Below are 26,341 nucleotides of genomic sequence, written 5' to 3'. Positions count from 1 at the left end.
AGACTGATTATTCAAATTAATAACTATATTGAGATAGTTACTTTAGTTAGTTCCTCTAAAGAACACACTAAAAAAGATGACAAATAATTGTCATCTTTTTTGTGCTCTTATGAATGTACTTGCTCCAGACCCTTAACCCCTGTTGCTTTATAGATAGCTTGATCTAGATCTTCAATTAAATCTTGAATATGTTCAATACCAACTGATAATCGAATTAGATCTTCTGTAACACCTGATTTTATCAGATCCTCTTTATTTAATTGCTGATGAGTTGTACTCGCTGGGTGAATAATTAAGCTTTTTGCATCTCCCACATTAGCAACATGTGACCATAATTCAATATTATTTATTACATTTGCTCCTGATTCTCTTCCACCTTTAATACCGAATACGATAACTGATCCTGCACCGTTAGGAAGATATTTTGCAGATAGTTCCTTAGCTGGATGGTTTTCATTTTCTGGATACAGCACCCATTCTACAGCTGGATGCTTCTCTAAATATTCAACCATTTTCCTAGCATTAGAAACATGTTCTTTCATACGTACATGAAGGGTTTCCAGACCTAAAGTAAATTGAAAGGAATTGTATGGACTAATAGCAGGGCCTAAGTCTCTTAACAATTGAACTCTTGCTTTAACAATATAGGCTTGTTCCCCTAAGGCATCTGCGTAAACTAAATCATGGTAACTAGGATCAGGTGTTGTAAACCCAGGGAATTTCGGACTATTCCAATCAAATTTCCCTCCATCTACAATAATACCTCCAAGTGTTGTTCCATTACCTAATAACCATTTTGTAGCAGAATGCACTACAATATCAGCACCATGTTCAATTGGCCTGCATAAGTAAGGAGTTGCAAATGTATTATCAACGATTAATGGTATCCCAGCTTCATGGGCAATAGCAGCAACTGCTTCAATATCTAAAACATCTAAACTAGGATTGCCGATTGTTTCAGCAAAAATTGCTTTAGTATTTGGTGTTATCGCAGATCGGAAATTTTCAGGGTTTTTAGGATCTACAAAAGTTGTTTTGATTCCATACTTCGGTAATGTGTTAGCAAAAAGATTATAAGTACCACCATATAATGTTGAAGCAGAAACAATCTCGTCACCCGCTCCAGCGATATTTAATATCGAAAGTGTAATCGCTGCCATTCCACTCGCAACAGCTAAACTCCCAATCCCACCCTCTAGTTGAGCAATTCTTTCCTCAAACACAGTTGATGTTGGATTATGTATTCTTGTATATATGTAACCAGGCTCTTTTAGTCCAAATAAGTTTGCTGCATGCTCAGTATTATCAAATAAATATGCATTAGATTGATAAATAGGTACAGATCTTGCACCTGTCATAGAATCTTTCTTTAATCCACCGTGAATGGTAACAGTTTCTGGACGATATTGCTTTTCTGACATATGAATTCCTCCCACATTGATAAAGATAATAATATGTCTGCTTTGCTGTCAGGTTGACTTATGTAAGATTCTGTCTATTCAGACAACTATAATATTATACGATTTTACACATCATGTCCAAGCTAATTTGGCTTTTCAATAATTATTTGTAGCCAGCCAATCGTTAAAAATCAGTTGAGACCTTACTATTAAACCTATTTGTTCATATGTCTGTATTAGAGATCGTTTACTATTGAAGTCATTAATTGAAATAGAATGGCAGACATTTGACTCTCAAGGGGTGAAGTGGAAAGAAAGCAAGTGTCAGGGAGAAAAAATCAAAACCGAATTGCACATTCTATTTAACTCGTTAAAGCAAGTAACAAATTAACTCAGCTTTAACATAGCATCTACCTTTAAAAAATTTCTGTAGGAGCCTTTTATTTGTATTTCCCCAAATGAAATCATTTGCTTTAAACTATATTTATTCATTAATACATCATCCACATATGTGTCAGATCCTTCTATGTAAAAATCAATATTTTCTGGATAATTTTTTAATAAATTTGCTGCATTACTTGTGAACTCAATATAGTAGCATGTACTACTTTGTGTAGATTTTAATTCTATTATTAATGATTGTTTTAATAAAGTAGATAACACATACTTTTTACTGTTTATTTTTTCGATGAACGTATAGATAGACAAAAAGATTCCCCCAATATAAATAAAGCTATATTTAATAACTTCATTACATATTGAAGAAATCCTTTATAAATAAGTCGACAGTTTCTGCTCTACTATAAATATTTCCCAAGAAATATGTCAGATTAACTCTGATATTGCTTTAATAAATCATGAAGATATCCTACGGATTGAAAAGCATATACTTTTTCCTTAAGAATACCATCTTTATAAACAAGTAAGCACGGAACACTTTCAATTCCCATTTCTATCGCTTCATTAGGAAAATAATTAAGGTTTACTGCAAAAATGTCAGATTGTACAAGTTCATTTACAACGGTTAACATTTTTCGTGCAATTTGACAGGTCCCACACATAGGTGTGTACAAATATAAAATCACTATTCCATTTTCACTTATAGTAAGTTGTTTTTCATTCCATTCAATCATTGCAGTTAAGATTATTCACCTTTCTAAAGGAATTTCGCATCAACATCAATATTTGCACTTAATAGAACCGAAGCAACATGATGGTCTGGAGCTGTAGCAACTTCTCTATAAGTTCTATCTATATAGATGTGTGATGCCTCTGGAAATTCTCTTTTAAATTGCTTACGCAGTCGATCTCCAGCATCATCTGAATCGACTAAAATATAAACATCTTTTAATAACAATTCATCAATTAATTCATCCATTTTTGATAAACTGATTGTGCCATTTGTACAAATTATTTCAATGGATTCATTAAGTACATTTAACACTTTCTTTTTATCTGATTTTCCTTCAACAATTAACACTTTTTCAACCTCAACTAACGACATGTGCATCACCTGTTTTAGTAGTAAAGAATCTTTCTATACTCTATTCGATTTGTCGAGGTTGTTTCCCTTTATTTTAATGTTTTTTATAGACATTATCTAAAACAATTGTTTCCATTGATTTACTTATACTTGAGAAGCGCGTTTAGCTTCACTAAATTCAGGCAACAAAATTTCAGAAGAATGTCCTTACATAAATTAGGCTCTGTTATACTTTGCTGTTGATATCCGTAACAGGTACATTCGCTTTCTTGTGGAAATCCTTCATAAACTTTCCGCGTCTGGGATCCTTTGATATACTAAGCATTTCAACTAAAGCTTTAACATAACCTAAATGTAAAAAACATTAAGAAAACGACCACAAATTAGATATTAATACGACAATATTTAATTTAAAGGCTCTGTTAAACTTTGTTGTTGATTTCCGTTACTGGCATTCGCTTTCCCGGGAAAAAAGTACTTTTTTTCCTAGGGAAGAATAATGAAAAATCCCAACTGCCGGCTTTTTCAAAGGACAATTCTTCCTAGGTCCGGGAGCCTCCTCGTAAGCTGCGCGCCTGTGGGGTCTCCTTTGATACGCTCCTCCCGCAGGAGTCTCATGCCTTTCACTCCATTCAACAAAGTGCTAATAATCAACATTAAGCTTTAACATAGCCAATTTAAAAATGAATGAAAAGGTTTTATAGCATTTATAAATTCTAAAATAGTTGCAAAAAGAGCAGTGGAAAAAGATCCCACTGCTTTAGCACCAGCCGTTTTCATAATCGCAATCAACATACTTTTGATCCTGCCCTGTAAGGACGTCTGCGATTTGATAAAATCGGCTGTTATCGAATAGATAACCTTGTTTTAAGTCATAGTCATTCTCAGCTACCATCTGACCAATTTTCTCTTTTTCGAGATAAAGATTTAATTGTCCATCACCAAATTTACCTACAACTCTGTCAGTAATATCTAAGTGTTTCTTTTCTATAGACAATATGAACACCCTCCTTTATCTACTAGTAGGGTGCCCAAACTTCAATATAAAATGCTACATTAGTCTTCTTTTGTCATTTCTGCATATTGTTCAGCAGTCATTAAGTTTTCTACATCAGCCGCATTCGAAGGTTCAATAACAACCATCCATGCTTTTTCATAAGGAGATTCATTTACAAATTCTGGACTATCATCAAGATCTTCATTGATCTCAATAACTTTCCCACTAATTGGTGCATAAAGCTCTGAAACCGTCTTAACTGATTCTACACTTCCGAATGGCTCGTCCGCTTTAATTTCATCCCCAACCTCTGGTAACTCAACAAATACGATATCACCTAATTCAGATTGTGCAAAATCTGTAATACCAATACGCACCTTTTCTCCTTCTACTTTTACCCATTCATGTTCTTCTGAATAACGAAGTTCTTTTGGTGTGTTCATACTATTACCTCCTAGTTAGAAAAGATTTTCCAATTATTTAATCATCAAAAATGTATAAAGACTAGTATCAACTGATCTTTTTGAGATAATCAATACTTTTGTACCAGTTTATAACAAAATATGCAAGAACTTCTTTATTTTGCCCAAGTACCTTCAAATTGATCTTCTTTAAACCCTACTGTTACAGAATCTTGTCCGACAGTAATTGGTCGTTTAATAAGCATGCCATCCGAAGATAAAAGCTCGAGCATCTCATCTTCAGTCATAGTTGCCAGTTTATCTTTTAAACCAAGCTGACGGTATTTTTGACCACTTGTATTAAAGAATTTTTTGATTTCTAATCCACTTTTTCTATAAATAGAACTTAATTCTTCCTTAGAAGGTGGATTTTCAACAATATGTATTTCATTTACCTCAATATTTTGATCTTCTAACCACTTTTTTGCTTTCCGACATGACCCACATTTTGGGTACCAATAAAAATCTAATGACATCCCCATTTCACCACCTATTCAATAAATGACTTTTCAATTAATCTTATCATAAATCACATATAGAATCCTAATTAGAAATGCACTTATTTGTTGGCTATGTTTAACTTTGTTGCTGCTTTCCGTTACAGACATTTTCTTTCCGTGATCTCATAATTTCCCTATCAAAAAAGGATTAAAAATCTACATTGAGCTTTAACGTAGCCTAACCTGAAATTTACATATTAAAGGAGGTTGGGACATAATTAAAGAAGTCATACAAAAAGACGAATAAATCTAAATTCAGTTAAGTTGAAAGAAACAAGTTCGTTCCATTGCGCTGCAGACATAAGATTCGCCGGGGAGGAAGCTAAGCCTCCTCGTAAGCTGCGCGCCTGTGGGGTCTCAGCCTTTCCTCTGCACCCGCAGGAGTCAAATGTCTTACGCTCCATTCCACTAGTTCTTAAAAATAGTATGCAAAATCAAAAAATCTATTGAAAATAGCAAATAAAAACCCGAAATATCAGGCGAATAATTAATTGTAACATCACCTAACATTTCGGGTTTATCATTAGCTTAAATACTTTTGTCCCAGCCTCTCTTGTAACACTTATGCTAAATATGCATTTTTATCGATAATTGCTGCAGCAATTTCTCTCTTCTTGCCAATCACATTAATTGGTGTATGTCTAGTAAACTTACGTAGAGCTGATATCATCATGCGTAAAGAATCTCCTGACTCAATTGCAATTAATGATTCTTTTGCATGTGCTTCAATTTCATTGAATGCTTCTTGGCAGTACACTTGTGTATACAATAACTTCTGTTTGTTTTTCTCTTCCCCTGATTTAGCAATTGCTTTTTCAGTACGAAGAACTGCTGATTCCATCGCATATACATTGCTTACAATATCAGCTATATTCACTAAAACTTCTTGCTCTTTTTGTAGTTCTTTACCATATTTTTGTGCAGCAAGACCAGCAATTAAAACACCGATTTTCTTTGCATTTTTAAGAAGGTATTTTTCCTGTTCTAAAGTACCATCTCCAACTTCCTCTGGCATAAGCATCATTAATTCTTCTTGTAAGCTTTGAGCCTTTTGGAATAATGGAAGTTCACCCTTCATTGCTTTTCGTAGATATGTTCCTGGTACTAACAGACGATTAATCTCATTTGTTCCTTCAAATATACGATTAATACGTGAATCACGGTAAACACGCTCAACTTCATATTCTGCCATAAAGCCGTAGCCTCCATGAATTTGCACACCTTCATCCACAACATAATCTAAAGTTTCAGAGCCGAATACTTTATTTAACGAACATTCAATTGCATACTCAGCAATTGAATTTGCAACTTCTTTTCCATCCTTAATTTCTTCATCTGATAAACGACTCATTCGATCTTCAAAAAGACCAACCGTACGATAAACCGAGCTTTCCATTGCATATGTTTTAGCTGCCATGTTCGCTAGTTTCTCTTGGATTAAAGAGAAGCTTGAGATTGGAGTTTTGAACTGCTGACGTTGATTTGCATATTGCACTGACACATCAATAATTCGTTTAGAGCCACCAATAGTTCCGACAGCTAATTTATAGCGTCCTATATTTAAAATATTAAATGCGATAACATGGCCTTTACCAAGTTCACCTAATAAATTTTCTTTTGGTACTAAAGCATCTTCTAAAATAAGTGTTCTAGTAGAAGATCCTTTAATACCCATTTTCTTTTCTTCTGGTCCTGTTGATACACCAGGGTATTCTTTTTCAACGATAAATGCAGAGAAGTGCTCTCCGTCAACCTTTGCATAAACAACGAAAACATCCGCAAAACCAGAGTTTGTAATCCATTGCTTTTCGCCATTTAATACATAATGCGTGCCTTCTGCATTTAGTTTTGCAGTCGCTCTAGCACCAAGGGCATCTGAACCAGAGTTTGGCTCAGTTAAAGCATATGCTGCTAGCTGTTCACCGGAAGCTAAACCAGGTAGGTATTTATGTTTTTGCTCTTCATTACCAAATAATACGATTGGCAATGATCCAATTCCAACATGCGCTCCAAACGATAGAGAAAAACTTCCTCCACGTGAGATTTTTTCTGTAATTAACGCTGAGCTGATTTTATCAAGACCAAATCCGCCGTACTCCTCTGGGACATCTGCTCCTAATAAACCTAACTCTCCTGCTTGCTTTAAAAGTTTAACCGATTTATCAAATTGGTGATTTTCGATATCTTCAAGATGTGGAAGTACTTCATTTACAACAAAATCCTCTGTTGTTTTTGCAATCATTTTATGTTCATCTGTGAAATCCTCAGGAGTGAAAATTCGATCATACGAAATATCTTCTATTAAAAAGCTACCACCTTTAATAACTGAATCAGTTGTTTTTGACATGATAATTCCCCCATTTTTGTTAATAGTGTTGTTGCGGTATATGGTTCAAACTATGAAACTACAATTATAGTAATTCAAATACGCCAGCAGCACCCATTCCGCCACCAATACACATTGTAACAACCCCAAATTGTTCGTTACGACGCTTCATTTCATGAATAAGTGAAAGTGTTAATTTTGCACCAGAACAGCCAAGTGGATGACCAAGTGCAATCGCACCACCGTTCACATTTACTTTGTCTTCATCTAGTCCAAGCTCACGAATAACTTGAATAGATTGTGATGCAAATGCTTCGTTTAGTTCAAATAAACCGATATCTGATAACTCAAGTCCTGCATATTTTAATGCTAACGGAACAGCAGCAACAGGTCCGATCCCCATTATTTCAGGTGGTACACCGGCAACAGCGAATGAACGGAATTTCACCATCGGTTTATAACCTAGTGACTGAGCTTTTTCACGGTCCATAATCATGACTGCAGCTGCTCCATCACTTGTTTGTGAAGAATTTCCTGCTGTTACTGAACCAGTAACGGAAAAAGCTGGCTTTAATTTTGCAAGGATTTCTGATGTTGTATTTGCTCGAACTCCTTCATCTTGACTAAATTGAATCATTTTTTCTTGAAGCTTATGATCAGCTCCTACAGTTCGCAGTGGTACATCAACAGAAACAATTTCTTCACTAAACTTGCCTGCTTGAATAGCATTAGCGGCCCGCTGGTGACTTCTTACAGCAAAGGCATCTTGATCTTCACGAGAAATTCCGTACTTTCGTGCAACCTCTTCAGCTGTATGTCCCATGCCCATATAGTATTCTGGCGCTTCTTCTGCTAATTTAGCATTCGGTCTAACAACATGCCCCATCATTGGGACAAGGCTCATTGATTCTGCTCCACCAGCTATTGCGGTATCTGTGTTACCTAGCATGATTTTTTCTGCTCCATAAGCAATACTTTGTAAACCAGAAGAGCAGTAACGATTAATTGTAATAGCTGGAATTGTATGTGGAAGTCCTGCTAATGCACCTATATTTCTAGCCATATTCAGACCCTGTTCAGCTTCAGGCATTGCACACCCGATAATTAGATCATCAATATTCCCCTCATAATTTCCTGCTCTCTTTAACGTTTCTTTTACTACTAATGCACCGAGATCATCAGGACGAACATTTGCTAATGTACCTTTTTTAGCTCTACCTACAGGTGTTCTAGCACCTGTTACAATGACTGCTTCACGCATTCACCAAACCTCCCCTTCAATTCACTGTTATCTTAAAATATCCTCTATGCTCTATTTTTAGGGAGTACAGTTGGTTGTCTGCACTACCCTTAGTTGATTGTTAGATTAATTATGTTTGTAAATGCTTAATTTCTTAACGGTTTTCCTTTAATAAGCATGTGTTGCATCCGTTGTTGTGATTTAGCTTCTGCAACAAGACTTAAGAATGCCTGTTTTTCCAAGTCTAACAAGTATTGTTCATCAACCTCTGTTCCAAATGGAACTTTTCCACCTGCTATTACAAAGGCTAGCTTTTTAGCAATCTTTAAATCATGCTCTGAAATATAGCCTGATAAATGCATTGATTGTGCGCCAAGTAATAAAGTTGCATAACCTGTTTCACCAACTACTGGTACCTTTTTTCTCACCGGTGGCTGGTATCCGTTGTCATATAGCGATATTACACGTTGCTTCGCGTCGTACAATAAATGATCACCGTTCATACTAATATGATCATCATTATTTAAAAATTGATTTTTTCTAGCTTCAGCTGCTGAAGTTGATACCTTAGCCATAGCGATCGTCTCAAACACTTTATTTGCAACAGCTTGAAGGTCAAAATCTGAACCTTTTGGCATATTATTAAGCTGTTTAATATATAGCTCTTTGTTGCCTCCTCCACCAGGAATAAGACCAACGCCAACTTCTACTAAGCCCATATATGTTTCACTGGATGCTTGTATACTGCTCGCTGGCAAGCATATTTCAGCTCCTCCACCTAAAGTCATTCCAAATGGTGCGGCAACAACTGGTTTTTCACTATATTTAATTTTCATCATAGCTTGCTGGAAATGACGAACAACCATATCAATTTCGAAAATATTATCATCTTGGGCTTCCATTAAAATCATGCCAAGATTTGCTCCCACACAGAAGTTTTTACCTTGATTTCCAATCACAAGCCCTTTATAGTTTTGCTCAACTTCATCAATAGCGAAATTAATCATTTGGATGATATCCAATCCAATTGCATTACTTTGGGAATGAAATTCTAATAAAGCTACACCATCACCTAAGTCAATGAAACTTGCACCACTATTTTTCTTAATTACTCCATTAATTTCTTTATATGTTTTAAGATTGATTACTTTTGGATTTTGTATAACTTGTCGATACTCACCGTTGTTATAGAAAAACAACACACCATTTTCTTTACGATAAAATGTTTCGTTGCCTTTTGAGAGCATTTCTTTAACCCATGCAGGTACTTCTATTCCACTTTGCTCCATCAATTCAACTGATTTTCCAATACCTATTGCATCCCATAATTCAAAGGGTCCTATTTCCCAGCCGAAGCCCCACTTCATTGCTTGATCAATCGCTACTATATCATCAGCTATCTCTCCGAGTAATTCTGCAGAATAAACAAGTGTTGGAATTGTGATTCCTCTTAACAATTCTCCTGCACGATCATCCGAATATATAAGCGCTTTCAATTTATTTTGTAGTCCTTTTGCTTGTTTAGCCATTTCAATTGATGCGGATTTAAGTTTCTTCTTTTCTTCATATTCAAGTGTTTCTGGATTTAGTTCAAGAATTGTTTTACCTTCTTTTTTATAAAAACCTTGACCACTTTTACTGCCTATCCAACCATTATCAAGCATTTTTTTCAGTAATGCTGGAACTTCAAATACTTCTTTTTCTTTCCCATCAACCTGGTCATATACATTTTTAGCTACATGTGCAAAGGTATCTAACCCTACAACATCAAGTGTTCTAAATGTTGCACTTTTAGGTCTGCCAATTAGCGGTCCTGTTATAGAATCAACTTCACCAACACTATATCCACCTTTAAGCATTTCTTGAACAGTAACTAATAAACCATAAGTTCCAATTCGATTAGCAATAAAGTTTGGCGTGTCCTTAGCTTCAACAACACCTTTACCAAGTACATCTTCACCATATTTTTTTACAAAAGCTAAGACTTCTGCAGCAGTATCCTTAGTAGGAATAACTTCTAGTAGCTTTAAGTATCTTGGTGGATTAAAGAAATGTGTTCCAAGAAAATGCTTTCTAAAGTCTTCTGATCTACCTTCAGCCATTGCTTCAACTGAAATTCCTGATGTATTTGAACTTATAATACTTCCTAATTTTCTATGTTTATCAACCTCTGTAAAGACCTTTTGTTTAATTGCCAAGTTCTCGACAACAACCTCTATGACCCAATCGACTTCTGAAAGACGATGCATATCATCTTCAAAATTCCCTACTTCAATACGCTCTAAATGACTTTTATCTGTTAATGGAGCAGGCTTCTGCTTTAGTAATTTTTGTGCAGAAACAGTTGCAATTCTATTTCTTACAGCTTTATCTTCAAGTGTTAGTCCTTTTTTAATTTCGTCTTCATTCAATTCACGTGGCACAATATCTAAAAGTAATACAGGAATACCGATGTTTGCTAAATGTGCTGCAATTCCAGAGCCCATCACCCCAGAACCTAGTACAGCAGCTCTCTTAATCCGCTGGATCATACTTCTTCCCCCTCAATTTGAATGAATACTCATTCATTTTTCTCCCAAAAAAAATGAACACTTACGAATGAGTTCCTCTATTACTAATATAAGATATATTGAAGATTTTCTCAATAACTTTATTATATTTTTTACTAAATAATCACAATCACCTTTGGAAAAGCTATATTTCTAGGAGGTGATTTGAAATGGCACGATTAAAAAAATCCCCATCAAAAGCTGGTGTAAGTGCGGCAAGTGTTAAAGGAAATGCTGGCCCAACTGTTGAAAAAGCTGGTGGTGGCAAACGCACAAGTCAAAATCAGCAATATAAGCAGCATAATATGGGTAATGACAATTTATAAATTATTGATAACATGAAATTTTAAAGATGCTGGGACATAAGTATTTAAGCTAATGATAACCCCGAAATATTAGGAGATATTTAATTAATTATTCGCCTAATATTTCGGGGTATTATTTGCAGTCTTTAATAGTTTTTTTATTTTGAATACTGTTTTTAAGAACTAGTGGAATGGAGCGGAAGACACTAGGGCACCTACGGGACTAGAGGAAAGGGTGAGACCCCGCAAGCGAAGCTGAGGAGGCTCAGCTTCCTCCCCGTGGAAAGCGAGTGTCTGTAGCGCAATGGAACGAACTTGTTACTTTCAACTTAACTGAATTTAGATTGATTCGTCTTTTTATATGTCATCTTTAATTATTTCCAGCCTCTTTTTAGATAAAATATTATCTCCATGCAAAAATCATTTGCTTCAGCTTTCCATCTACTTCCGGAAAATCCCCTTTACAACAAATGCTACATTAGCTGGCCTTTCTGCCATTCTTCTCATAAAATAGCCATACCAATCATCACCATAAGGTACATAAACTCGAACCTGGTAGCCTTCTATTACAAGTTCAAGCTGCTTTTCGGATCTAATTCCATAAAGCATTTGAAATTCATATTGATTCTTAGGAATGTTGTATTCTTTAACCAAGCTTTTCGTATAGTTGATAATCTCATCATCATGTGTTGCAACAGCAGTAAAATTTCCATTTAATAAATGCATCTTTATGATATGTTTAAAATTTTCATCAACAGCTGCTTTTTCTGGAAATGCCACTTTGGCTGATTCTTTATATGCACCCTTTACAAGTCTTAAATTTGCTTGATATTTATTTAACTCATCCATATCATAAACTGTTCGATATAAATAAGCTTGAACAACTGTGCCAATATTATCGTATTCTTTTTTTAGCTGCTTAAAAATAGTAAGAGTTTTTTCACATCTAGAATGATCTTCCATATCTATTGTGACAAAAATATTATACTTTTGTGCTTCTTTTAGAATTCTTTTCATATTCTCAATAACAATATCTTCAGAAATATCTAAACCCATTGATGTTAGCTTTATCGAGATCTGTGAATGTAAATTTTCTTTTCCTATTGCTTGAATTGTTTTAATACAATGATCTGCCTTCTTCTCTGCTTCCTGTTTATCATCAATAAATTCACCTAAATGATCAAGCGTAACGACAAGACCTTGGTTGTTTAGTTCTTTTATCACTTTTGTTGCCCGCCCTATCGTATCTCCTGCAACAAATCTTGCAGCACCAAACTGAAAGCCATATTTTTTTGCTAATTTTGTTAATGTTTTATTTCTGGATAAAAACATAAAAGAGTTTCGTAGTAATTTTTCCATATGAAAAACCCTCCCAAACCGTTTCTATTCCTTTGGCTAATTTAAATATGGAGGGAATGAAGGTTAATAATAATTACTGGTTGATTTCCTTAGTTGAATGTGAAGTAATATCCTTACCCTCTCATTTCGACAAAAAGTAACCGCCTTCATTGTTTCTTTCTTCTTTATTACATCTTTATTCTTCATATGATTACTATATGTTGCTAAGCCTCAGTCCGTTAAGAACAATTTTCGCATAAAGCAGGTATCAAAGTGGCACGATAAACTGAACTGGATTCTGATAACTCAGATACCAAAATAAGGAGGACATTATATATGCAACAACAAAATATGCAGCAGCAATCAATGATGCAACAACCACCAAATGTGATTACATCAAAGGATCAGCTTTATTTAACAGACATGTTATCATGGAATCTTTTGGCGATGAAAAAGGCACATTTTTTTGCTGGACAAGTTCAGAATCAAGAGTTAAAAAATCAACTCGAACAAGTAGGGCAAATGCATCACAATCATTATCAAAAAATTCTAACTCACCTTCAAACGCAACAACAACAGCCATCATCAGTAGGATCTCAACTTCAATAGGAGTGTGACTAATATGAATAACGATCAAAACCAACAAAAAATTAGTAATGCAGAAACTCAAGTACAGCAGGGACCAATAATGAATGATCGAGATTTTGTGAATGATTTTTTATCAACTGAAAAATATATGACAGCTTCTTATTCAACTGCGTTAAATGAGGCGAGTCATCAGGCTCTTTATCAAGATATTTTAACGATCTTTAACGAAACACAGCAAAGTCAAAGGGATTTATACAATTTAATGTTTAAAAACGGTTGGTATTCTCTTGAAGCAGCAGATAATCAAAAGCTTCAACAAGCATATCAGAAGCACTCTAATGAGATCCAACAGCAATCTCCATATGGAAATATGCAACAATAAAGATTTAATAAGTGCATCAATTTCATCATTACGTAAAAATAAAAGAGTAAAGCTCAGGTCTATTTATGAGCTTTACTCTTTATTCTTGACTTCACGATGCTCTTGATTTAAGTGCTTTATTTCATTTATTATATCTTTCAAATGATCTTTTGCATCTGGATATGTAGCATTCCAGTGCTTTGCTAATGGTGGCATAGATTTAGAGATATGTGTATAAAGGGCCCACATTTTCACCTTTTCCTTTAATTCATCTGTTGCTTCTCCTAAAAGAAGCTCTGTATATTTCTCAAGCAGCCCATCAAACTGTTGTACTAATTTAGTATCCAATTTCACTGTACCTCCCTAGTTATTTTCTGGTTGCTTACATTCAATAGGACACGTTTTACACCGGTCGCTGTTCTTTGAAGTTAAGTAAAATAAACAACAAGTGGAGCGCTTTCGAATATCATCCTTTTTTGGGTGATAAAATTTTGATAATGGATTTGTACCTTTACGTCCAAACAAATCAGATGGTGCCTTTGTTACGATAAATTGAAAGTCTTCTTTTATTCTAGCTAATGTTTCTTCCTCATATTTGCCTTCTTCTAAAATCGATTCATACATCCAGAATAAGTAAATGGCGGTATTTTCCCATAAAATCATTTTAGAGATTTTTGCTTCCCTAGAAATAGCTGAAACGATTTTTGTTATGTTTGATTTGAAAAGTGATTCAACCACAGTGGCTCTCCACTCATTTCTGCTTTTTTCTGGAGTGGTTACTTCCAGGTCTTCAAAATAAAAGCTTGGAAGCCATATTGGGTCATTTTCATCTGTCTGTAACGATAAATTTGCTAGTGAACTATTTATGCCTTTATTATATACACTCATTGCATATAGTACGAGAGCTGCTAAAAAGGCATATCTTTTCATAATCATTGAGCCAATTACTTTATGATTCGATGTGTTTAACTTTAATTGAATTTCTTTGCTTTCTAAAAGTTTCTGGAGCTGCTCAGGTTTTACTAATGCTTGCCCTGTTATACTAGATTGTGTTGTAGCTTTCTCACAGCTTAATCGATATTTTTTTAAAATTTCCATCTCATCGGTTGTTAACCTAGCCATGAGTCACTGCCTCTTTTACAATACATCTGCCACGTCCATGTGGTATACAAAGTGGAGTACCAAACAACGGATCAACAGTTACCTCACAGCTCATTTGAAACACATTTTGAACTAAGCTACAACTAATCACTTCTTCTGGTCTGCCTTGTGCAAATATTTTTTGATCTTTTAACGCAATCAAGTTATGTGCATAACGACAAGCTAGATTAAGATCATGCAAAACCATGACAATTGTTCGATTTTCCCGTTCATTTAATTCAAAAAGTAAATCTAAAATTTCAATTTGATGTGTCATATCTAAATAAGTTGTTGGTTCATCTAGTAAAATGATATCTGTTTCCTGCGCTAAAGTCATCGCAATCCAAGCCCGTTGTCTTTGGCCACCTGAAAGTGAATCAACAGGGCGCTCAGCTAAATCTGCCATACTAGTTGCCTCTAAAGCATGTTGAACAGCTTCTTCATCTTCCTGAGACCATTGTTTAAGCCAATTTTGATAAGGATATCTTCCTTGCTTCACAAGTTGAAGAACTGTTAATCCCTCAGGTGCAACTGGACCCTGTGGTAAAATCGCAAGCTGTTTGGCTACTTCCTTAGTAGGTAACTTTGCGATTGACTGACCTTCTAATAAAATATTTCCTACTTTTGGCTTCAATAGTCTTGCTAATGAGCGTAATAAAGTAGATTTTCCACAGCCATTACTTCCAATAAAAACAGTAATTTCACCTTTAGGGATTTTCACGTCTAATTCATTAATAATAATTGTTTCTCCATAAGAAAGAGTGAGCGCATTTGTTTCAATTGCTTCCATTCTGAATCGCTCCTTTATTAATTTAGCTAACTTATATCAAGAATTCCTTGTTTTATATAGAAGATAAATAAAGTATGGTGCACCTATCGCAGCAGTAAAAACACCTGCAGGAACTTCTAAAGGAGAAAACAATGTTCTTCCTAGCAAATCTGCAAACATAACTAATATTGCTCCTATTAATGCAGATACTGGTAACAATGCTCCAAATGACGACCCCACTAATCTTCTTCCTATATGTGGTGCCATCAAGCCTACAAATCCAATTACACCAGCAAATGCTACAGCACTACCTGTTAAAGCTGTACTTAATAGTAAAAGTAGAAATTGATTTTTTTGTACGGTACTTCCAACTCCTGTTGCAAGTTCATCTCCAAGTTCTTGAATATTAACATTTCGAACAGAAATTATACTAATACTAAACAAGATCACGACAACAGGAAGTAAAATTCGAACTTGTTCCCATGTTGCACCGTACACTGTACCTGTAATCCATACATTAGCCTGTGCTGCTTGGTAGATTGGTCCTTTAACCATAAATAAGGTTGTTAATGATTGTGTAAGCATTGCTAGTCCGATACCAATTAGAACAAGCCTTATTGATGAGGAACCATTATTTTTCCAGGAAAGGAAATAAACTAGTAGCCCAATAACCGTTGCTCCTATAAATGCTGCAACAGGCATCCACTTTATACTTATGATTAACGAATTATTTTTATCGCTAAAAAGCAATAGAAACAAAACGACTGCAACAGATGCTCCTCCAGTTATTCCAATAATATCAGGAGATGCTAATGGATTTCGAATCAAGCCCTGTAAGATGGCTCCTGCTACTGCTATGCTAACTCCTACTAATAATGCAATAATGATTCTTGGTAGACGGAAGGAGAAAATAAATAGGTTATCCATGTCAGTTCCATAACCAAGGAATGTTTTAAATACATTCAATGGACTTATCATTACTTCCCCAATTCCTGTACTAATTATAAAGATCACCGCTAAGATTGCTAATAAAATCATTGATATGAAAAATGCCTTTTTATCAATCAGAAAGGAAAGCTTGTCTTTACCTATTCTTAACGTATAATATTTTTTCATTAGTTACCGAACCCCCTTCTAGCAATGTAAACAAAAAAGGGAGTTCCTATGATAGCAGTCATAACACCAACTGGTACCTCTTCAGGCATAACAACCAATCTTGCTAAAATATCGGCAAACACAAGAAGTGAGCCACCTAAAACAATGCAGTAAGGAAGAATCCACCGATAATCATTTCCTACTAAAAACCTGGAAAAGTGAGGAATCACAATACCTATAAAGGCGATCGGACCCGCCACAGCAACTGCTCCACCACCTAATATGATCACGATTAAAGCACCTGTTATTTTTAATAACCCAGTACGCTGCCCTAATCCTTTGGCAACATCTTCACCCATCGTCAGGACATTTATTTTCTGAGCAAAAAAGAGACTAATCAATATTGCTGGTAAGATATAAGGTAATACGGTATAAAGACTTTCCATTTTTCTTCCTTGAATAGATCCAGCTAACCAAAATAAAACTTGATCTAATGCTGCCTCATTCACAACTAGTAAACCCTGTGTTAAAGATGAGAATAAAGCCGCCATCGCAGCACCTGCTAATGTTAGCTTCATTGGAGTTAATCCTTCTCTTCCTAAAGAACCAACAAAATAGACCAAAAAGGCTGTAAAAGCTGCACCCGCAAAAGCGAGCCATGTATATGTTTGATAGGAATTTACATAAAAAACTGATACAGCAACTACCACGAAGAATCCTGCACCTGCATTTATCCCGAATATACTTGGTGATGCGAGTGGATTTTTTGTTAAAGCTTGCATGATTGCTCCTGCAATGGCCAAACTTGCTCCTACTACTGCAGCAATCAAAGCTCGAGGCAACCTTACATTATAAACAATGATATGCTCATTCGATCCATTAAAATTAGTAAACGCTTTAACAACCGTAACTACGTTTGTTTCAGCATAACCATAAATAAGACTTGCGCACATTAATAATAAAAGTAATATGATTCCTAAAATTAGACCAAAAATTTTTCGAAAAGTTGTATTAAATAACATATTGCTTCTCCTCATATATCTGCATCAACATATTTTCTTCGTTCATTCTATCAAAAAACAGTGACTTTGAAAATCATTTTCAATTAATGATTGACAACAAGTTTGATAACGATTATCATTTAGCTTGGAAATGAAAACGATTATCATACTATCTTGGGGGTAAGAACATGATGACTACAACAAATAAAAAGTCATGGTTAACATTATTATTAATGAGTATTACAATGATAATACTTGCAGCTTGTGGTAACACTGCTGATGAAGGTAAAGATGAAGCAACTAAAGGGACAGATGATGCTCCTGCTGAAGAAACATACACAATAGATCATGCAATGGGATCTACAGAAATTACTGGAACTCCTGAAAAAGTAGTTATTTTAACAAACGAAGGAACCGAAGCACTATTATCAATGGGTGTTACTCCTGTTGGTGCTGTTCAATCTTGGGCAGGAGATCCTTGGTATGAGCATATTAAAGAAGATATGAAGGATGTTCAAGTTGTAGGAACAGAAAGTGATGTAAATATTGAGGCTATTGCTAAACTTCAACCAGATCTTATTATCGGGAACAAATTACGACAAGAAAAAGTATATGAGCAACTAAATAAAATAGCACCAACTGTTTTCACAGAAACGTTAAAAGGTGAATGGCAGGAAAACTTTAAAGTTTATGCAAAAGCTTTAAACCTTGAAGAAGAAGGAAATAAAGTCATTGATGAATTTGAGAATCGTATTACTGAAATAAAAGAAGCTGCTGGTGATAAAGTGAATCAAGATGTACAGGTTGTACGTTTTATGGCTGGTACAACTAGAATCTATTATAAAGATTCTTTCTCAGGTGTCATTCTTGAAAAATTAGGCTTTAGCCGTCCAAGCGCGTTAGAAGAGCTATTCTCTGATGATCCAGAAAATTTATTTGCTCGAGAAGTTGGTAAAGAAGTTATCCCACAAATGGATGGAGATCTCTTGTTCTACTTCACATATACAACTCCTGAAGATCAAGGAGCAACTAAAACTGAAGAAGAATGGACAAAAGATCCTCTTTGGCAAAATCTAGAGGTTGTAAAAGAAGGAAAAGCTTATAAAGTAGATGATTCTATTTGGAATACAGCTGGCGGAGTTATCGCAGCTAATCTTCTTTTAGATGATATTGAGACAAAGCTATCTGAATAATTAATGTAAACCCGGCTACCTTGTCGGGTTTTTTTGTTTGTTTTTTGTTTGTTTTTTCTTTTTCTTTAAGGGGAAAATAAATTAGTGCATCTATATCAAAGGTGTTTTCTGAAGGGGAATTACTAATGGACCTATATTAGTTGACGAAGGAAGTTTTGGTTTATCTCATTGATAAGAAAAAAGAAACCACAAAACTAAAGACATTACTTTCTCCTGTTTTCTTTACTAGAAGCACCGCCACAAACAGCTTAATTATAAATAAAATTCTAGGAGATGAGTTTTTTGGTACAAGCAGCACTTTGGGGAGCTTTTGCTGGTTCATCTATCTTAATAGGTGCTCTTTTAGGAATGTATACAACTTTACCAAAGAAAGTAACGGGACTTATAATGTCATTTGGTACAGGTGTGTTGCTTGGAGCAGCTTCTTTTGAATTATTAACTGAGGCAGTTGATGAAGGTGGTCTTATCTCTACATCAATAGGATTTTTATCAGGTGCATTAGTTTTCACGATATCTGAACTATTCATTTCCAATAAAGGTGGTAAAGATCGTAAAAGGTCTAAAAAAAGTAATGAGAGCTCTTCGGGTCTTTCAATTTTTATTGGTACAATCATTGACGCTATTCCGGAATCTATCATCATTGGTGTTAGCTTGCTTAATAAAGGGTCAGTTAGTTATTTAATGGTAGTTGCGGTTTTTATTAGTAATTTTCCTGAAGGCCTATCAAGTACAGTTGGATTAAAAAAAGATGGCTATAGTAAAAGAACCATCTTAATTATGTGGTTAATTGTTGTTTTTCTTGCTTCCCTAAGTTCATTGTTAGGATATACTTTTTTACAAAAAACATCTGTTGCTATCATCTCTTTTATTTCTGCGTTTGCTGCAGGCGGAATCATTTCAATGGTAGCATCAACAATGATGCCTGAAGCATTTGAGGAAGGCGGCGCTATTGTTGGCTTTATTGCATCTTTAGGATTGTTAAGTTCTTTATTGTTAGCTCATCTGTAAAAATATCCATCCATTTCGTGCTTTTAAGAAAGTCTATTTTTGTAAACTTTGTTGCTTTTAGGAGTTCGAAGAAAACAGCACTGTATATAGTCTAGTGGCATCTTTTCTTCTTAGAAATCGTATTTTTTATGCAATAAAACACTGTTTCTAAAAGATAATAAGATCATTTATCAACAATCTATCAGAAAAGGGCCTTAAAAAAAAGCCGGCTACAAGTTATACACCTGTTTAGCCGGCCTAATTTAAAAATCGATCTATAACTTAACCAGTTAAAATATCTTCCTGTGGATATCGAATCTTCTCTTTAGATGGTTTAGCTAGAGAAAACATCAATGTTAAAGGCCCTAATTTTCCTACAAACATAATAAAAATCAGTAATTGTTTCCCTATAGTTGTTAAGTCTCCTGTAATTCCAGTTGAAAGTCCTACAGTACCAAAAGCTGAAACAACCTCGAACATAATATCAAGAAACGACGCTTGTTTTTCCGTCACATTTAGTAACAGAATGGAGATAATCACAAACACAACGCTAATCATTGAGATGGCAAGTGCTTTGACAATTGTTGTGTAATGAATGGTTCTACGGGATACTACAACCTCGCTCTTTCCTTTTAAAAAGGTTATTGTGGCCAAACCAATAACTATCGCAGTTGTCAGTTTAATACCACCACCTGTTGATCCACTACCAGCTCCTATAAACATTAATATTACGATAAAAAAGATGCTTGTTTCATCTAAGCTACCTATGTCAATCGTATTAAAGCCAGCTGTTCTTGGTGAGACTGCTTGAAAATAAGAAGCCCATAGCTTGTCACTAAGTGGTAAACTTCCTAATGTATTCGGGTTACTATATTCAACGACAAAGATAAAGAACATAGCTACCACGTTAATCACCAATGTTCCAACCAACATCAGCTTTGTATGCAAAGATAACCTTCGAAAGCTTCTTTTATGCCATATATCAACAAGAACAGTAAAGCCGATTCCCCCAATAATAAATAATGAAGACATTACAATATTGATTAACGGATCTCCTACATAACGAATTAAATTGTCGGGCCAAAGGGCAATTCCAGCATTATTGAAAGCTGAGATGGCATGAAAAAAGCTGTAAAATAAGCCTTGAGACCATCCAAATTCAGGCACCCATCGTATAGCTAGAAAGATCATTGCTATCGTTTCGATCGTTATTGAAAATATAAATAAGTACTTTACAAGCTTTATTATTCCACCTAAAGAGGTTTGATTTAAGGCATGCTGTATTAAAATTCGTTCTTTTAGTCCAATTTTTTTCCCTATAACAAGAAAAATTAAAACAGCAAATGACATAATTCCTAAGCCGCCGACCTGAATTAAAATAGCAATAATGAGTTGTCCATAAACAGTGAATGTTGTTCCAGGATCTACTGTTGCTAAGCCAGTAACTGTCATTGCAGAGGTTGCAATAAATAAAGCATCAACCCATTTGATTGGTACAGTTGTCGCAAAAGGTAATTTCAGTAAAGCTGTACCTATTGTTATCGAAACAACGAACACTAAAACAAGCAACTGAGATGGAGTTAGTTTAATAAATCTTTTAGATTTCATAGCCTACATTCCATTTTCTTCGAAACGTATGATATCTTTGTTTTTCCCAATGATTAATAAAACATCACCTATGGAAATTTTTTCATCAGCACCTGGAGAAACACTTATCTCTTCACCACGCTGTATTCCGACAATATTACAGCCATATCGTGATCTGATATCTAAATCAAATAAAGATTTATTGTTTAATTTCTTCGTTGCTACAACCTCAACCATGCTATATTCCTTCGAAAGTTCGATATAATCGATCATCTTTTCAGATATGATGTGATGAGCAATTCTTTTTGCCATATCCCGTTCTGGATGTATTACACGATTAACCCCAATCTTCTCCAAAACTTTTTGGTGATAATCATTTTGTGCTTTTGCCCAAACCTGTGGCACACCCAGTTCTATTAGTAATAAAGAAGTTAAGATACTAGCTTCAATATTATCACCAAAAGAGACGAATGCATGATCAACATTTCTGACTCCAAGCTGTTTTAATATTGTCTCATCAAGAGCATTAGCTTTTACAGCATGTGTAGCATATGCCGCAAATTGCTGGATTTTCTCCTCACTCACATCAATGGCTAGCACTTCTATCCCCAACTCATAAAACTCTTTTACTAAACTTCCACCAAAACGACCTAAGCCAAATACAGCAAATTGCTTTTTCACGCTATTTTCCTTCTTTCCATTCATAAACTGAACGTTTTCCTAGTAATATCAATCTTTTGATAACAAAAAAAGACACAGAGGTCCCAATGTACTCCTGTGACTATTGATCACAAGTTCATTCCCTCTAACGCTTACGAAGTTAGCTGTCGGATTCGGGCTAATGAGAGTAGCCCTACAAACATATTGTTTGATTCACCCCATAAATCCATATTTTGAATTCAAAGTGGGTCCTCCGCTCCTATTAATAGGATTAAGCGATTTTGAACAATCTATTCTTTTTGGTAGCTCTTTTTCAAGACAATTTATCGAAATTATGTGTAGCTTTTAAACTTGAAGAGCAATAATGATTATGAATGTATCTTACTCCTCTACTATTTATGTAGTAAAGGAGTAAATTTCCTTTAAAAGCTCTAAATATGTCCAAATAGTTTCGTTTATACGCTTACATTTATCATTTACTCAACCAATCTATATATTTCTTAACTAATATACGCATTAATCAAACGTTTGTTTAAATATATTTAAGCACTAGTGTGGCAGCTTGGTCGCTTTATCTTCAATTTCTGGGATTATCGGCGATTTTTCAGATTTATCAGCGATTCTAGAAATTTATCAGCGATTATTCTGATTTATCGACGATTATCGGGATTTATCAGCGATTAGACATAAATCAACAAAATCCGACACATGCACAAGAGACACACCTATCTCCAAAAAAACTACTATTTGAGCAATCGAAAAAATGTTAGCCCATTCAAAACAGGCTAACATTTTCATCATTTATGATCTAGACTCAGCTACATCAATATGTTTTTTTTCCGTTTCAGAAACAATCAATGCACAAGCCGCGTCACCAGTGATGTTTACTGCTGTACGTGCCATGTCTAGTAAACGATCAATTCCTATAATTAAACCGATTCCTGCTACTGGTAATCCTACAGAACTTAGTACCATCGCGAGTAGAATTAACCCTACACCAGGAACTCCAGCTGTACCGATACTTGCTAACACAGCTGTTAACACTACTGTTACAAGCTCCATAGTTGTAAGAGCTTCACCATATACTTGAGCAATAAATACAGTTGCAACACCTTGCATAATCGCTGTTCCATCCATATTTATTGTTGCACCAAGTGGTTGAACAAAGCTACTAATTGGCTCCGGCACTTTTAATTCCTTTTGTGCTGTTTCCATTGAAATTGGTAATGTTGCATTACTACTTGATGTACTAAACGCAACAGTCATTGCTGGTGAAAACTTTTTGAAAAATGTTAACGGATTATATTTAGCAAGGAAATAAACTGCAGATCCGTAAGTAACGATAGCATGAATAACTAAAGCTAAAATAACAACTATCATATATAATCCCATCGCTTTAATTGCTGAATAGCCTTGACTTCCAACAGCTGTTGCGATTAAACCAAACGTACCATATGGCGCAAATTTCATGACTAAATTAACTAGATACATCATTAAGTTATTTCCTTGTTCAACAAACGTACGCAAAGTGCTCGCTTTTTCACCTAGCATCGTAATACCAATACCAATGAAAATTGAAAAGGCAATAATCTGTAGCATATTTCCTTCTACAAATGCGCCAATAGGATTAGATGGGATGATATTGAGTAAAGTCTCCACTGTAGATGGAGCTTCTTTTGCTTCAAATTCAACACCTTCTGTATTAAAGGTTCCTATTGTTCCTGGTTGAATAATACTAGCTAGAGATAGACCAATAATAATAGCAATTGCTGTTGTGATTAAGAAGAAAGAAATAGTTTTCAGACCCATTCTTCCAAGCTTTTTAGGATCTCCTAGGCCAGCGACACCTAATGTAATAGAGAAGAAAACAATTGGAACAACTAGCATTTTAATTAAATTTAAAAAGATTTGTCCTAGTGGAGTAAATAAAAATGTGTTCATTGTTGCAAATAAATCAGGTGATACTAAATTTAGAATTAACCCAACAATTGCACCTAAAATTAACCCGATTATAATTTTTGTTGCTAACTTCAAAGTTAACCACCTCTTCTTATTTAATTTTCTATTCTTTTCCTTTTTTTATTCATTTAGAAACCCTTTTTTCATAAAAATTAACAATTTGTAAGTTTAATAAATTCTTCTACATCACTTGTTGCCATTTTCACAGCTTTTTCCCAAAAGTCTTTCTTTGTTAAATCAACAGATAAGTGTTTCATTGCGAGGTCTTCAACAGACATAGAGCCTGTGTCCTTTAAGAGAGAAATATACTTCTGTTCGAACTCTTGGCCTTCCTCAAGAGCATTTGCATATATTCCAAGTGAGAATAAATAGCCAAATGTATAAGGGAAATTATAAAAAGGTACATCAGTTATAAAGAAATGAAGCTTTGACGCCCAAAACAGAGGATGGTATTCTTCTAATGAATCTGAGTATCCCTCTTTTTGTGCATCAAGCATGAGTAAGGATAATCGATCACTTGACACATATCCCTGTTTTCTTTCTTCATAAAAAGCTGTTTCAAATAAAAAGCGTGAATGTATATTCATGAGCATTGCGACACTTCGTTGCAACTTATCATCTAGTAAAGCTAGTCTTTCTTCTTTATTAGTCGTGTGTTTTAATGCAGCGTCAGCTACAATCATTTCCGCAAAAGTGGATGCTGTTTCAGCAACATTCATTGCATAATCACTATTTAAAGGATGGATATCCTCCATTGCATAAGAATGGAAAGCATGACCCAATTCATGTGCAAGCGTTGAAATATTTGATGGAGTTCCAGAATAAGTCATAAAAATTCTTGATTCATTCGTATCAGGTAGCCCTGTACAAAAACCACCTGGTGCCTTATTAGGACGATCTTCCGCTTCAATCCAATTCTTCTCAAAAGCTTTCTTTGTAAAATTAGTTAATAACGGACCAAAATTACTGAATTGCTTTATTATAAATTCTGCACCTTCTTGATAAGATAGAACAGAGTTAGCTTCTGCAATTGGTGCCTCTAAATCATACCACCCTAGCTTTTCTACTCCTAATACCTTAGCCTTTTGATTCATATAATCAACAAGTGGCTGTTTATTTTCTGAGATAACCTGCCACATCATATCAAGCGTTTCCATTTTCATTCTATTTATAGCTAGTGGTTCTTTAAGTGGATTTTCCCAACCTCTTTCTTTATAAACAGATAATCGAAAGCCTGAGAGTCTGTTCAAAGCTTCAGCAAATAATTCCTTTTGATTTCCCCACCCAGATTCCCATTTCTCAAGTAATTCTTTTCGTACTTTGCGGTTTGAATCAGAGAACTTATTAGATGCTTGACCTACGGATAAATTTTTCTCAACTCCATTTTCGTTAAAAGGAATTTGCACCTTTGAAACAAGGAGATCATATAGCTGTTCCCAACCAATGTAACCATCGACAGATAATTGCTGAATTAACTGTTCTTTTTCAACAGATAATTTTTCTTTAGACTGATTTCTCATTTCATTTAGTATGTATGTAAGATCTGTTAGTTCAGGTCGCTTTAATACTTGCTTCCAAGTATCTTCATCAATATCACCTAATAACTGATCTACTTTTAAAATTGCTTTAGAAAAATTCGTATTAAGATCTGTGACTTTTGCTCTTAATATGTTCGCTTCTGTATCAGCTGTATTTTGTGCTTGTAAACATCCTACAAAGGAATTTGCTTGTTCTAGTTTAACGATACTGTTAGACATGCTATCAAGAATTTCTTTAAGTATTGAAACATCTTCACATGTAAATGTGTTAGGCCATTTTAATGTAGCTTGGTTTAATTGATTGATACTCATTGAGATATCTTTGAGATAAATGAGAAATTCCTCAGATTGACTTCCACCTTTAAAAAGTGTTTCTAAGTCCCATGTGCTACTGAAAGTTGGTAAATTCATATTTTTTCCTCCTAATCATTTTTTCATTTACACTGCTAAGCTTTGTTGTTCACTATCCAATTATTAATGGACTCTCTCAACCAACTTCGGTATAAGTCCCTAAAAAAAAAATACCCCTTATTCCCTTCAAAGAGCGGCAATGAGCACTTTAAATTAATGAGAGTTAACAATTACTACTGTCGATTTTGTTTGTCTGTTTTGGTATGAAACATTTTTCCACTTCAACTTTTGTCCATAAAAAAAGAGACATTGGCACTTTGCCCGCCTCAATATAAGTTACTTTTATTTCTTCGTTGATGGGGAATCTTCGTCGTCCATAAGACCCTTTGTAGCGTTTTTAAATTCTCTTAATGTATTACCGGCTGCTTTCCCTAATGCAGGCAATTTACTTGGTCCAAATAGTAATAAAGCAACAAATAAAATCAATAGTATTTCACTAAATCCTAGATTCAT

General features: G+C 34.8%; 26 protein-coding genes and 1 riboswitch. Of the genes, 5 read left to right on the top strand and 21 right to left on the bottom strand.

Annotation, left to right across the window (positions count from 1 at the left end):
• Positions 1 to 107: 107 nt before the first annotated feature.
• The 10 genes from FS935_RS09785 to FS935_RS09740 form a co-directional block, all read right to left on the bottom strand.
• Complete coding sequence (locus FS935_RS09785) at positions 108 to 1,421, bottom strand: O-acetylhomoserine aminocarboxypropyltransferase/cysteine synthase family protein (protein WP_146948007.1); 1,314 nt, start codon at positions 1,419 to 1,421, stop codon at positions 108 to 110.
• A gap of 366 nt (positions 1,422 to 1,787) precedes the next feature.
• Entirely contained in the window at positions 1,788 to 2,108 is a 321-nt protein-coding gene (locus FS935_RS09780) for an SCP2 sterol-binding domain-containing protein (RefSeq protein WP_146948005.1), read from the bottom strand.
• A gap of 122 nt (positions 2,109 to 2,230) precedes the next feature.
• On the bottom strand, positions 2,231 to 2,533 hold the full coding sequence (locus FS935_RS09775; RefSeq protein WP_146948003.1) for a thioredoxin family protein: 303 nt from the start codon (positions 2,531 to 2,533) through the stop codon (positions 2,231 to 2,233).
• Positions 2,534 to 2,556: 23 nt separating this feature from the next.
• Positions 2,557 to 2,904: a toprim domain-containing protein gene (locus FS935_RS09770; RefSeq protein ID WP_146948001.1), complete on the bottom strand. Its 348-nt coding sequence runs from the start codon at positions 2,902 to 2,904 to the stop codon at positions 2,557 to 2,559.
• Between the two features lie 739 nt (positions 2,905 to 3,643).
• Positions 3,644 to 3,880 carry a YusG family protein gene (locus FS935_RS09765; RefSeq protein ID WP_146947999.1) on the bottom strand — a complete coding sequence of 79 codons (237 nt, stop codon included), beginning with the start codon at positions 3,878 to 3,880 and terminating at the stop codon, positions 3,644 to 3,646.
• Positions 3,881 to 3,939: 59 nt separating this feature from the next.
• Positions 3,940 to 4,323, bottom strand: coding sequence for a glycine cleavage system protein GcvH (gene gcvH / locus FS935_RS09760; RefSeq protein ID WP_146947997.1), 384 nt, complete (start codon positions 4,321 to 4,323; stop codon positions 3,940 to 3,942).
• A gap of 134 nt (positions 4,324 to 4,457) precedes the next feature.
• A complete protein-coding gene (locus FS935_RS09755) occupies positions 4,458 to 4,817 on the bottom strand; it encodes an arsenate reductase family protein (RefSeq protein WP_146947995.1) in 360 nt (119 codons plus the stop codon).
• Between the two features lie 586 nt (positions 4,818 to 5,403).
• On the bottom strand, positions 5,404 to 7,188 hold the full coding sequence (locus FS935_RS09750; protein WP_146947993.1) for an acyl-CoA dehydrogenase FadE: 1,785 nt from the start codon (positions 7,186 to 7,188) through the stop codon (positions 5,404 to 5,406).
• Between the two features lie 64 nt (positions 7,189 to 7,252).
• Positions 7,253 to 8,428 carry an acetyl-CoA C-acetyltransferase gene (locus tag FS935_RS09745; RefSeq protein ID WP_146947991.1) on the bottom strand — a complete coding sequence of 392 codons (1,176 nt, stop codon included), beginning with the start codon at positions 8,426 to 8,428 and terminating at the stop codon, positions 7,253 to 7,255.
• A 125-nt stretch (positions 8,429 to 8,553) separates the two neighbouring features.
• On the bottom strand, positions 8,554 to 10,938 hold the full coding sequence (locus tag FS935_RS09740; RefSeq protein WP_146947989.1) for a 3-hydroxyacyl-CoA dehydrogenase/enoyl-CoA hydratase family protein: 2,385 nt from the start codon (positions 10,936 to 10,938) through the stop codon (positions 8,554 to 8,556).
• Positions 10,939 to 11,126: 188 nt separating this feature from the next.
• Here FS935_RS09740 and FS935_RS09735 point away from each other — a divergent pair, with 188 nt between their 5' ends.
• The gene (locus tag FS935_RS09735) at positions 11,127 to 11,282 is read left to right on the top strand and encodes a YuzL family protein (protein WP_146947987.1); all 156 of its coding nucleotides are present in this window, start codon (positions 11,127 to 11,129) and stop codon (positions 11,280 to 11,282) included.
• A gap of 420 nt (positions 11,283 to 11,702) precedes the next feature.
• Here FS935_RS09735 and FS935_RS09730 read toward each other — a convergent pair whose 3' ends face one another.
• Complete coding sequence (locus tag FS935_RS09730; RefSeq protein WP_146947985.1) at positions 11,703 to 12,620, bottom strand: proline dehydrogenase family protein; 918 nt, start codon at positions 12,618 to 12,620, stop codon at positions 11,703 to 11,705.
• A gap of 315 nt (positions 12,621 to 12,935) precedes the next feature.
• On the opposite strand from FS935_RS09730, the gene FS935_RS09725 reads away from it, so the two are divergent.
• Both FS935_RS09725 and FS935_RS09720 read left to right on the top strand, forming a co-directional pair.
• Positions 12,936 to 13,208 carry a hypothetical protein gene (locus FS935_RS09725; RefSeq protein WP_146947983.1) on the top strand — a complete coding sequence of 91 codons (273 nt, stop codon included), beginning with the start codon at positions 12,936 to 12,938 and terminating at the stop codon, positions 13,206 to 13,208.
• 13 nt (positions 13,209 to 13,221) lie between these two features.
• Positions 13,222 to 13,569 carry a spore coat protein gene (locus FS935_RS09720; RefSeq protein WP_146947981.1) on the top strand — a complete coding sequence of 116 codons (348 nt, stop codon included), beginning with the start codon at positions 13,222 to 13,224 and terminating at the stop codon, positions 13,567 to 13,569.
• A 72-nt stretch (positions 13,570 to 13,641) separates the two neighbouring features.
• Here FS935_RS09720 and FS935_RS09715 read toward each other — a convergent pair whose 3' ends face one another.
• Genes FS935_RS09715 through FS935_RS09695 form a run of 5 tightly spaced genes read right to left on the bottom strand, consistent with a single transcriptional unit; the run spans position 13,642 to position 17,574 of the window.
• A complete protein-coding gene (locus FS935_RS09715) occupies positions 13,642 to 13,896 on the bottom strand; it encodes a YusU family protein (protein WP_146947980.1) in 255 nt (84 codons plus the stop codon).
• A 15-nt stretch (positions 13,897 to 13,911) separates the two neighbouring features.
• Positions 13,912 to 14,670, bottom strand: coding sequence for an IucA/IucC family C-terminal-domain containing protein (locus FS935_RS09710; protein WP_146947978.1), 759 nt, complete (start codon positions 14,668 to 14,670; stop codon positions 13,912 to 13,914).
• Entirely contained in the window at positions 14,663 to 15,478 is an 816-nt protein-coding gene (locus FS935_RS09705; protein ID WP_146947976.1) for an ABC transporter ATP-binding protein, read from the bottom strand. The genes FS935_RS09710 and FS935_RS09705 overlap by 8 nt, the downstream gene beginning before the upstream one ends.
• A gap of 36 nt (positions 15,479 to 15,514) precedes the next feature.
• Positions 15,515 to 16,573 carry a FecCD family ABC transporter permease gene (locus tag FS935_RS09700; RefSeq protein WP_146947974.1) on the bottom strand — a complete coding sequence of 353 codons (1,059 nt, stop codon included), beginning with the start codon at positions 16,571 to 16,573 and terminating at the stop codon, positions 15,515 to 15,517.
• Positions 16,573 to 17,574, bottom strand: coding sequence for a FecCD family ABC transporter permease (locus tag FS935_RS09695; RefSeq protein WP_146947972.1), 1,002 nt, complete (start codon positions 17,572 to 17,574; stop codon positions 16,573 to 16,575). The genes FS935_RS09700 and FS935_RS09695 overlap by 1 nt, the downstream gene beginning before the upstream one ends.
• Positions 17,575 to 17,744: 170 nt before the next feature.
• On the opposite strand from FS935_RS09695, the gene FS935_RS09690 reads away from it, so the two are divergent.
• Together FS935_RS09690 and FS935_RS09685 are read left to right on the top strand one after the other, a co-directional pair.
• Positions 17,745 to 18,746 (top strand): ABC transporter substrate-binding protein, encoded by a 1,002-nt coding sequence (locus FS935_RS09690; RefSeq protein WP_439116636.1) that lies wholly within the window; start codon positions 17,745 to 17,747, stop codon positions 18,744 to 18,746.
• Positions 18,747 to 19,028: 282 nt separating this feature from the next.
• A complete protein-coding gene (locus FS935_RS09685) occupies positions 19,029 to 19,754 on the top strand; it encodes a ZIP family metal transporter (RefSeq protein ID WP_146948437.1) in 726 nt (241 codons plus the stop codon).
• A gap of 261 nt (positions 19,755 to 20,015) precedes the next feature.
• Here the strand turns inward: FS935_RS09685 and FS935_RS09680 are convergent, their stop codons facing one another.
• The 5 genes from FS935_RS09680 to tatA form a co-directional block, all read right to left on the bottom strand.
• The gene (locus tag FS935_RS09680) at positions 20,016 to 21,341 is read right to left on the bottom strand and encodes a TrkH family potassium uptake protein (protein ID WP_146947968.1); all 1,326 of its coding nucleotides are present in this window, start codon (positions 21,339 to 21,341) and stop codon (positions 20,016 to 20,018) included.
• 3 nt (positions 21,342 to 21,344) lie between these two features.
• Positions 21,345 to 22,001: a potassium channel family protein gene (locus FS935_RS09675; RefSeq protein WP_146947966.1), complete on the bottom strand. Its 657-nt coding sequence runs from the start codon at positions 21,999 to 22,001 to the stop codon at positions 21,345 to 21,347.
• A 113-nt stretch (positions 22,002 to 22,114) separates the two neighbouring features.
• Positions 22,115 to 22,268: riboswitch (cyclic di-AMP (ydaO/yuaA leader) on the bottom strand.
• A gap of 513 nt (positions 22,269 to 22,781) precedes the next feature.
• Positions 22,782 to 24,014 carry a dicarboxylate/amino acid:cation symporter gene (locus FS935_RS09670; RefSeq protein WP_146947964.1) on the bottom strand — a complete coding sequence of 411 codons (1,233 nt, stop codon included), beginning with the start codon at positions 24,012 to 24,014 and terminating at the stop codon, positions 22,782 to 22,784.
• 77 nt (positions 24,015 to 24,091) lie between these two features.
• A complete protein-coding gene (locus FS935_RS09665; protein WP_146947962.1) occupies positions 24,092 to 25,888 on the bottom strand; it encodes a M3 family oligoendopeptidase in 1,797 nt (598 codons plus the stop codon).
• Between the two features lie 282 nt (positions 25,889 to 26,170).
• Positions 26,171 to 26,341, bottom strand: coding sequence for a twin-arginine translocase TatA/TatE family subunit (gene tatA / locus FS935_RS09660; RefSeq protein ID WP_146947960.1), 171 nt, complete (start codon positions 26,339 to 26,341; stop codon positions 26,171 to 26,173).

It is taken from the genome of Metabacillus litoralis (assembly GCF_007994985.1).
GTDB lineage: Bacteria > Bacillota > Bacilli > Bacillales > Bacillaceae > Metabacillus > Metabacillus litoralis.
The sequence above is the reverse complement of the archived record's forward strand: the minus strand, read 5'-3'. Positions and strand labels throughout refer to the sequence as shown.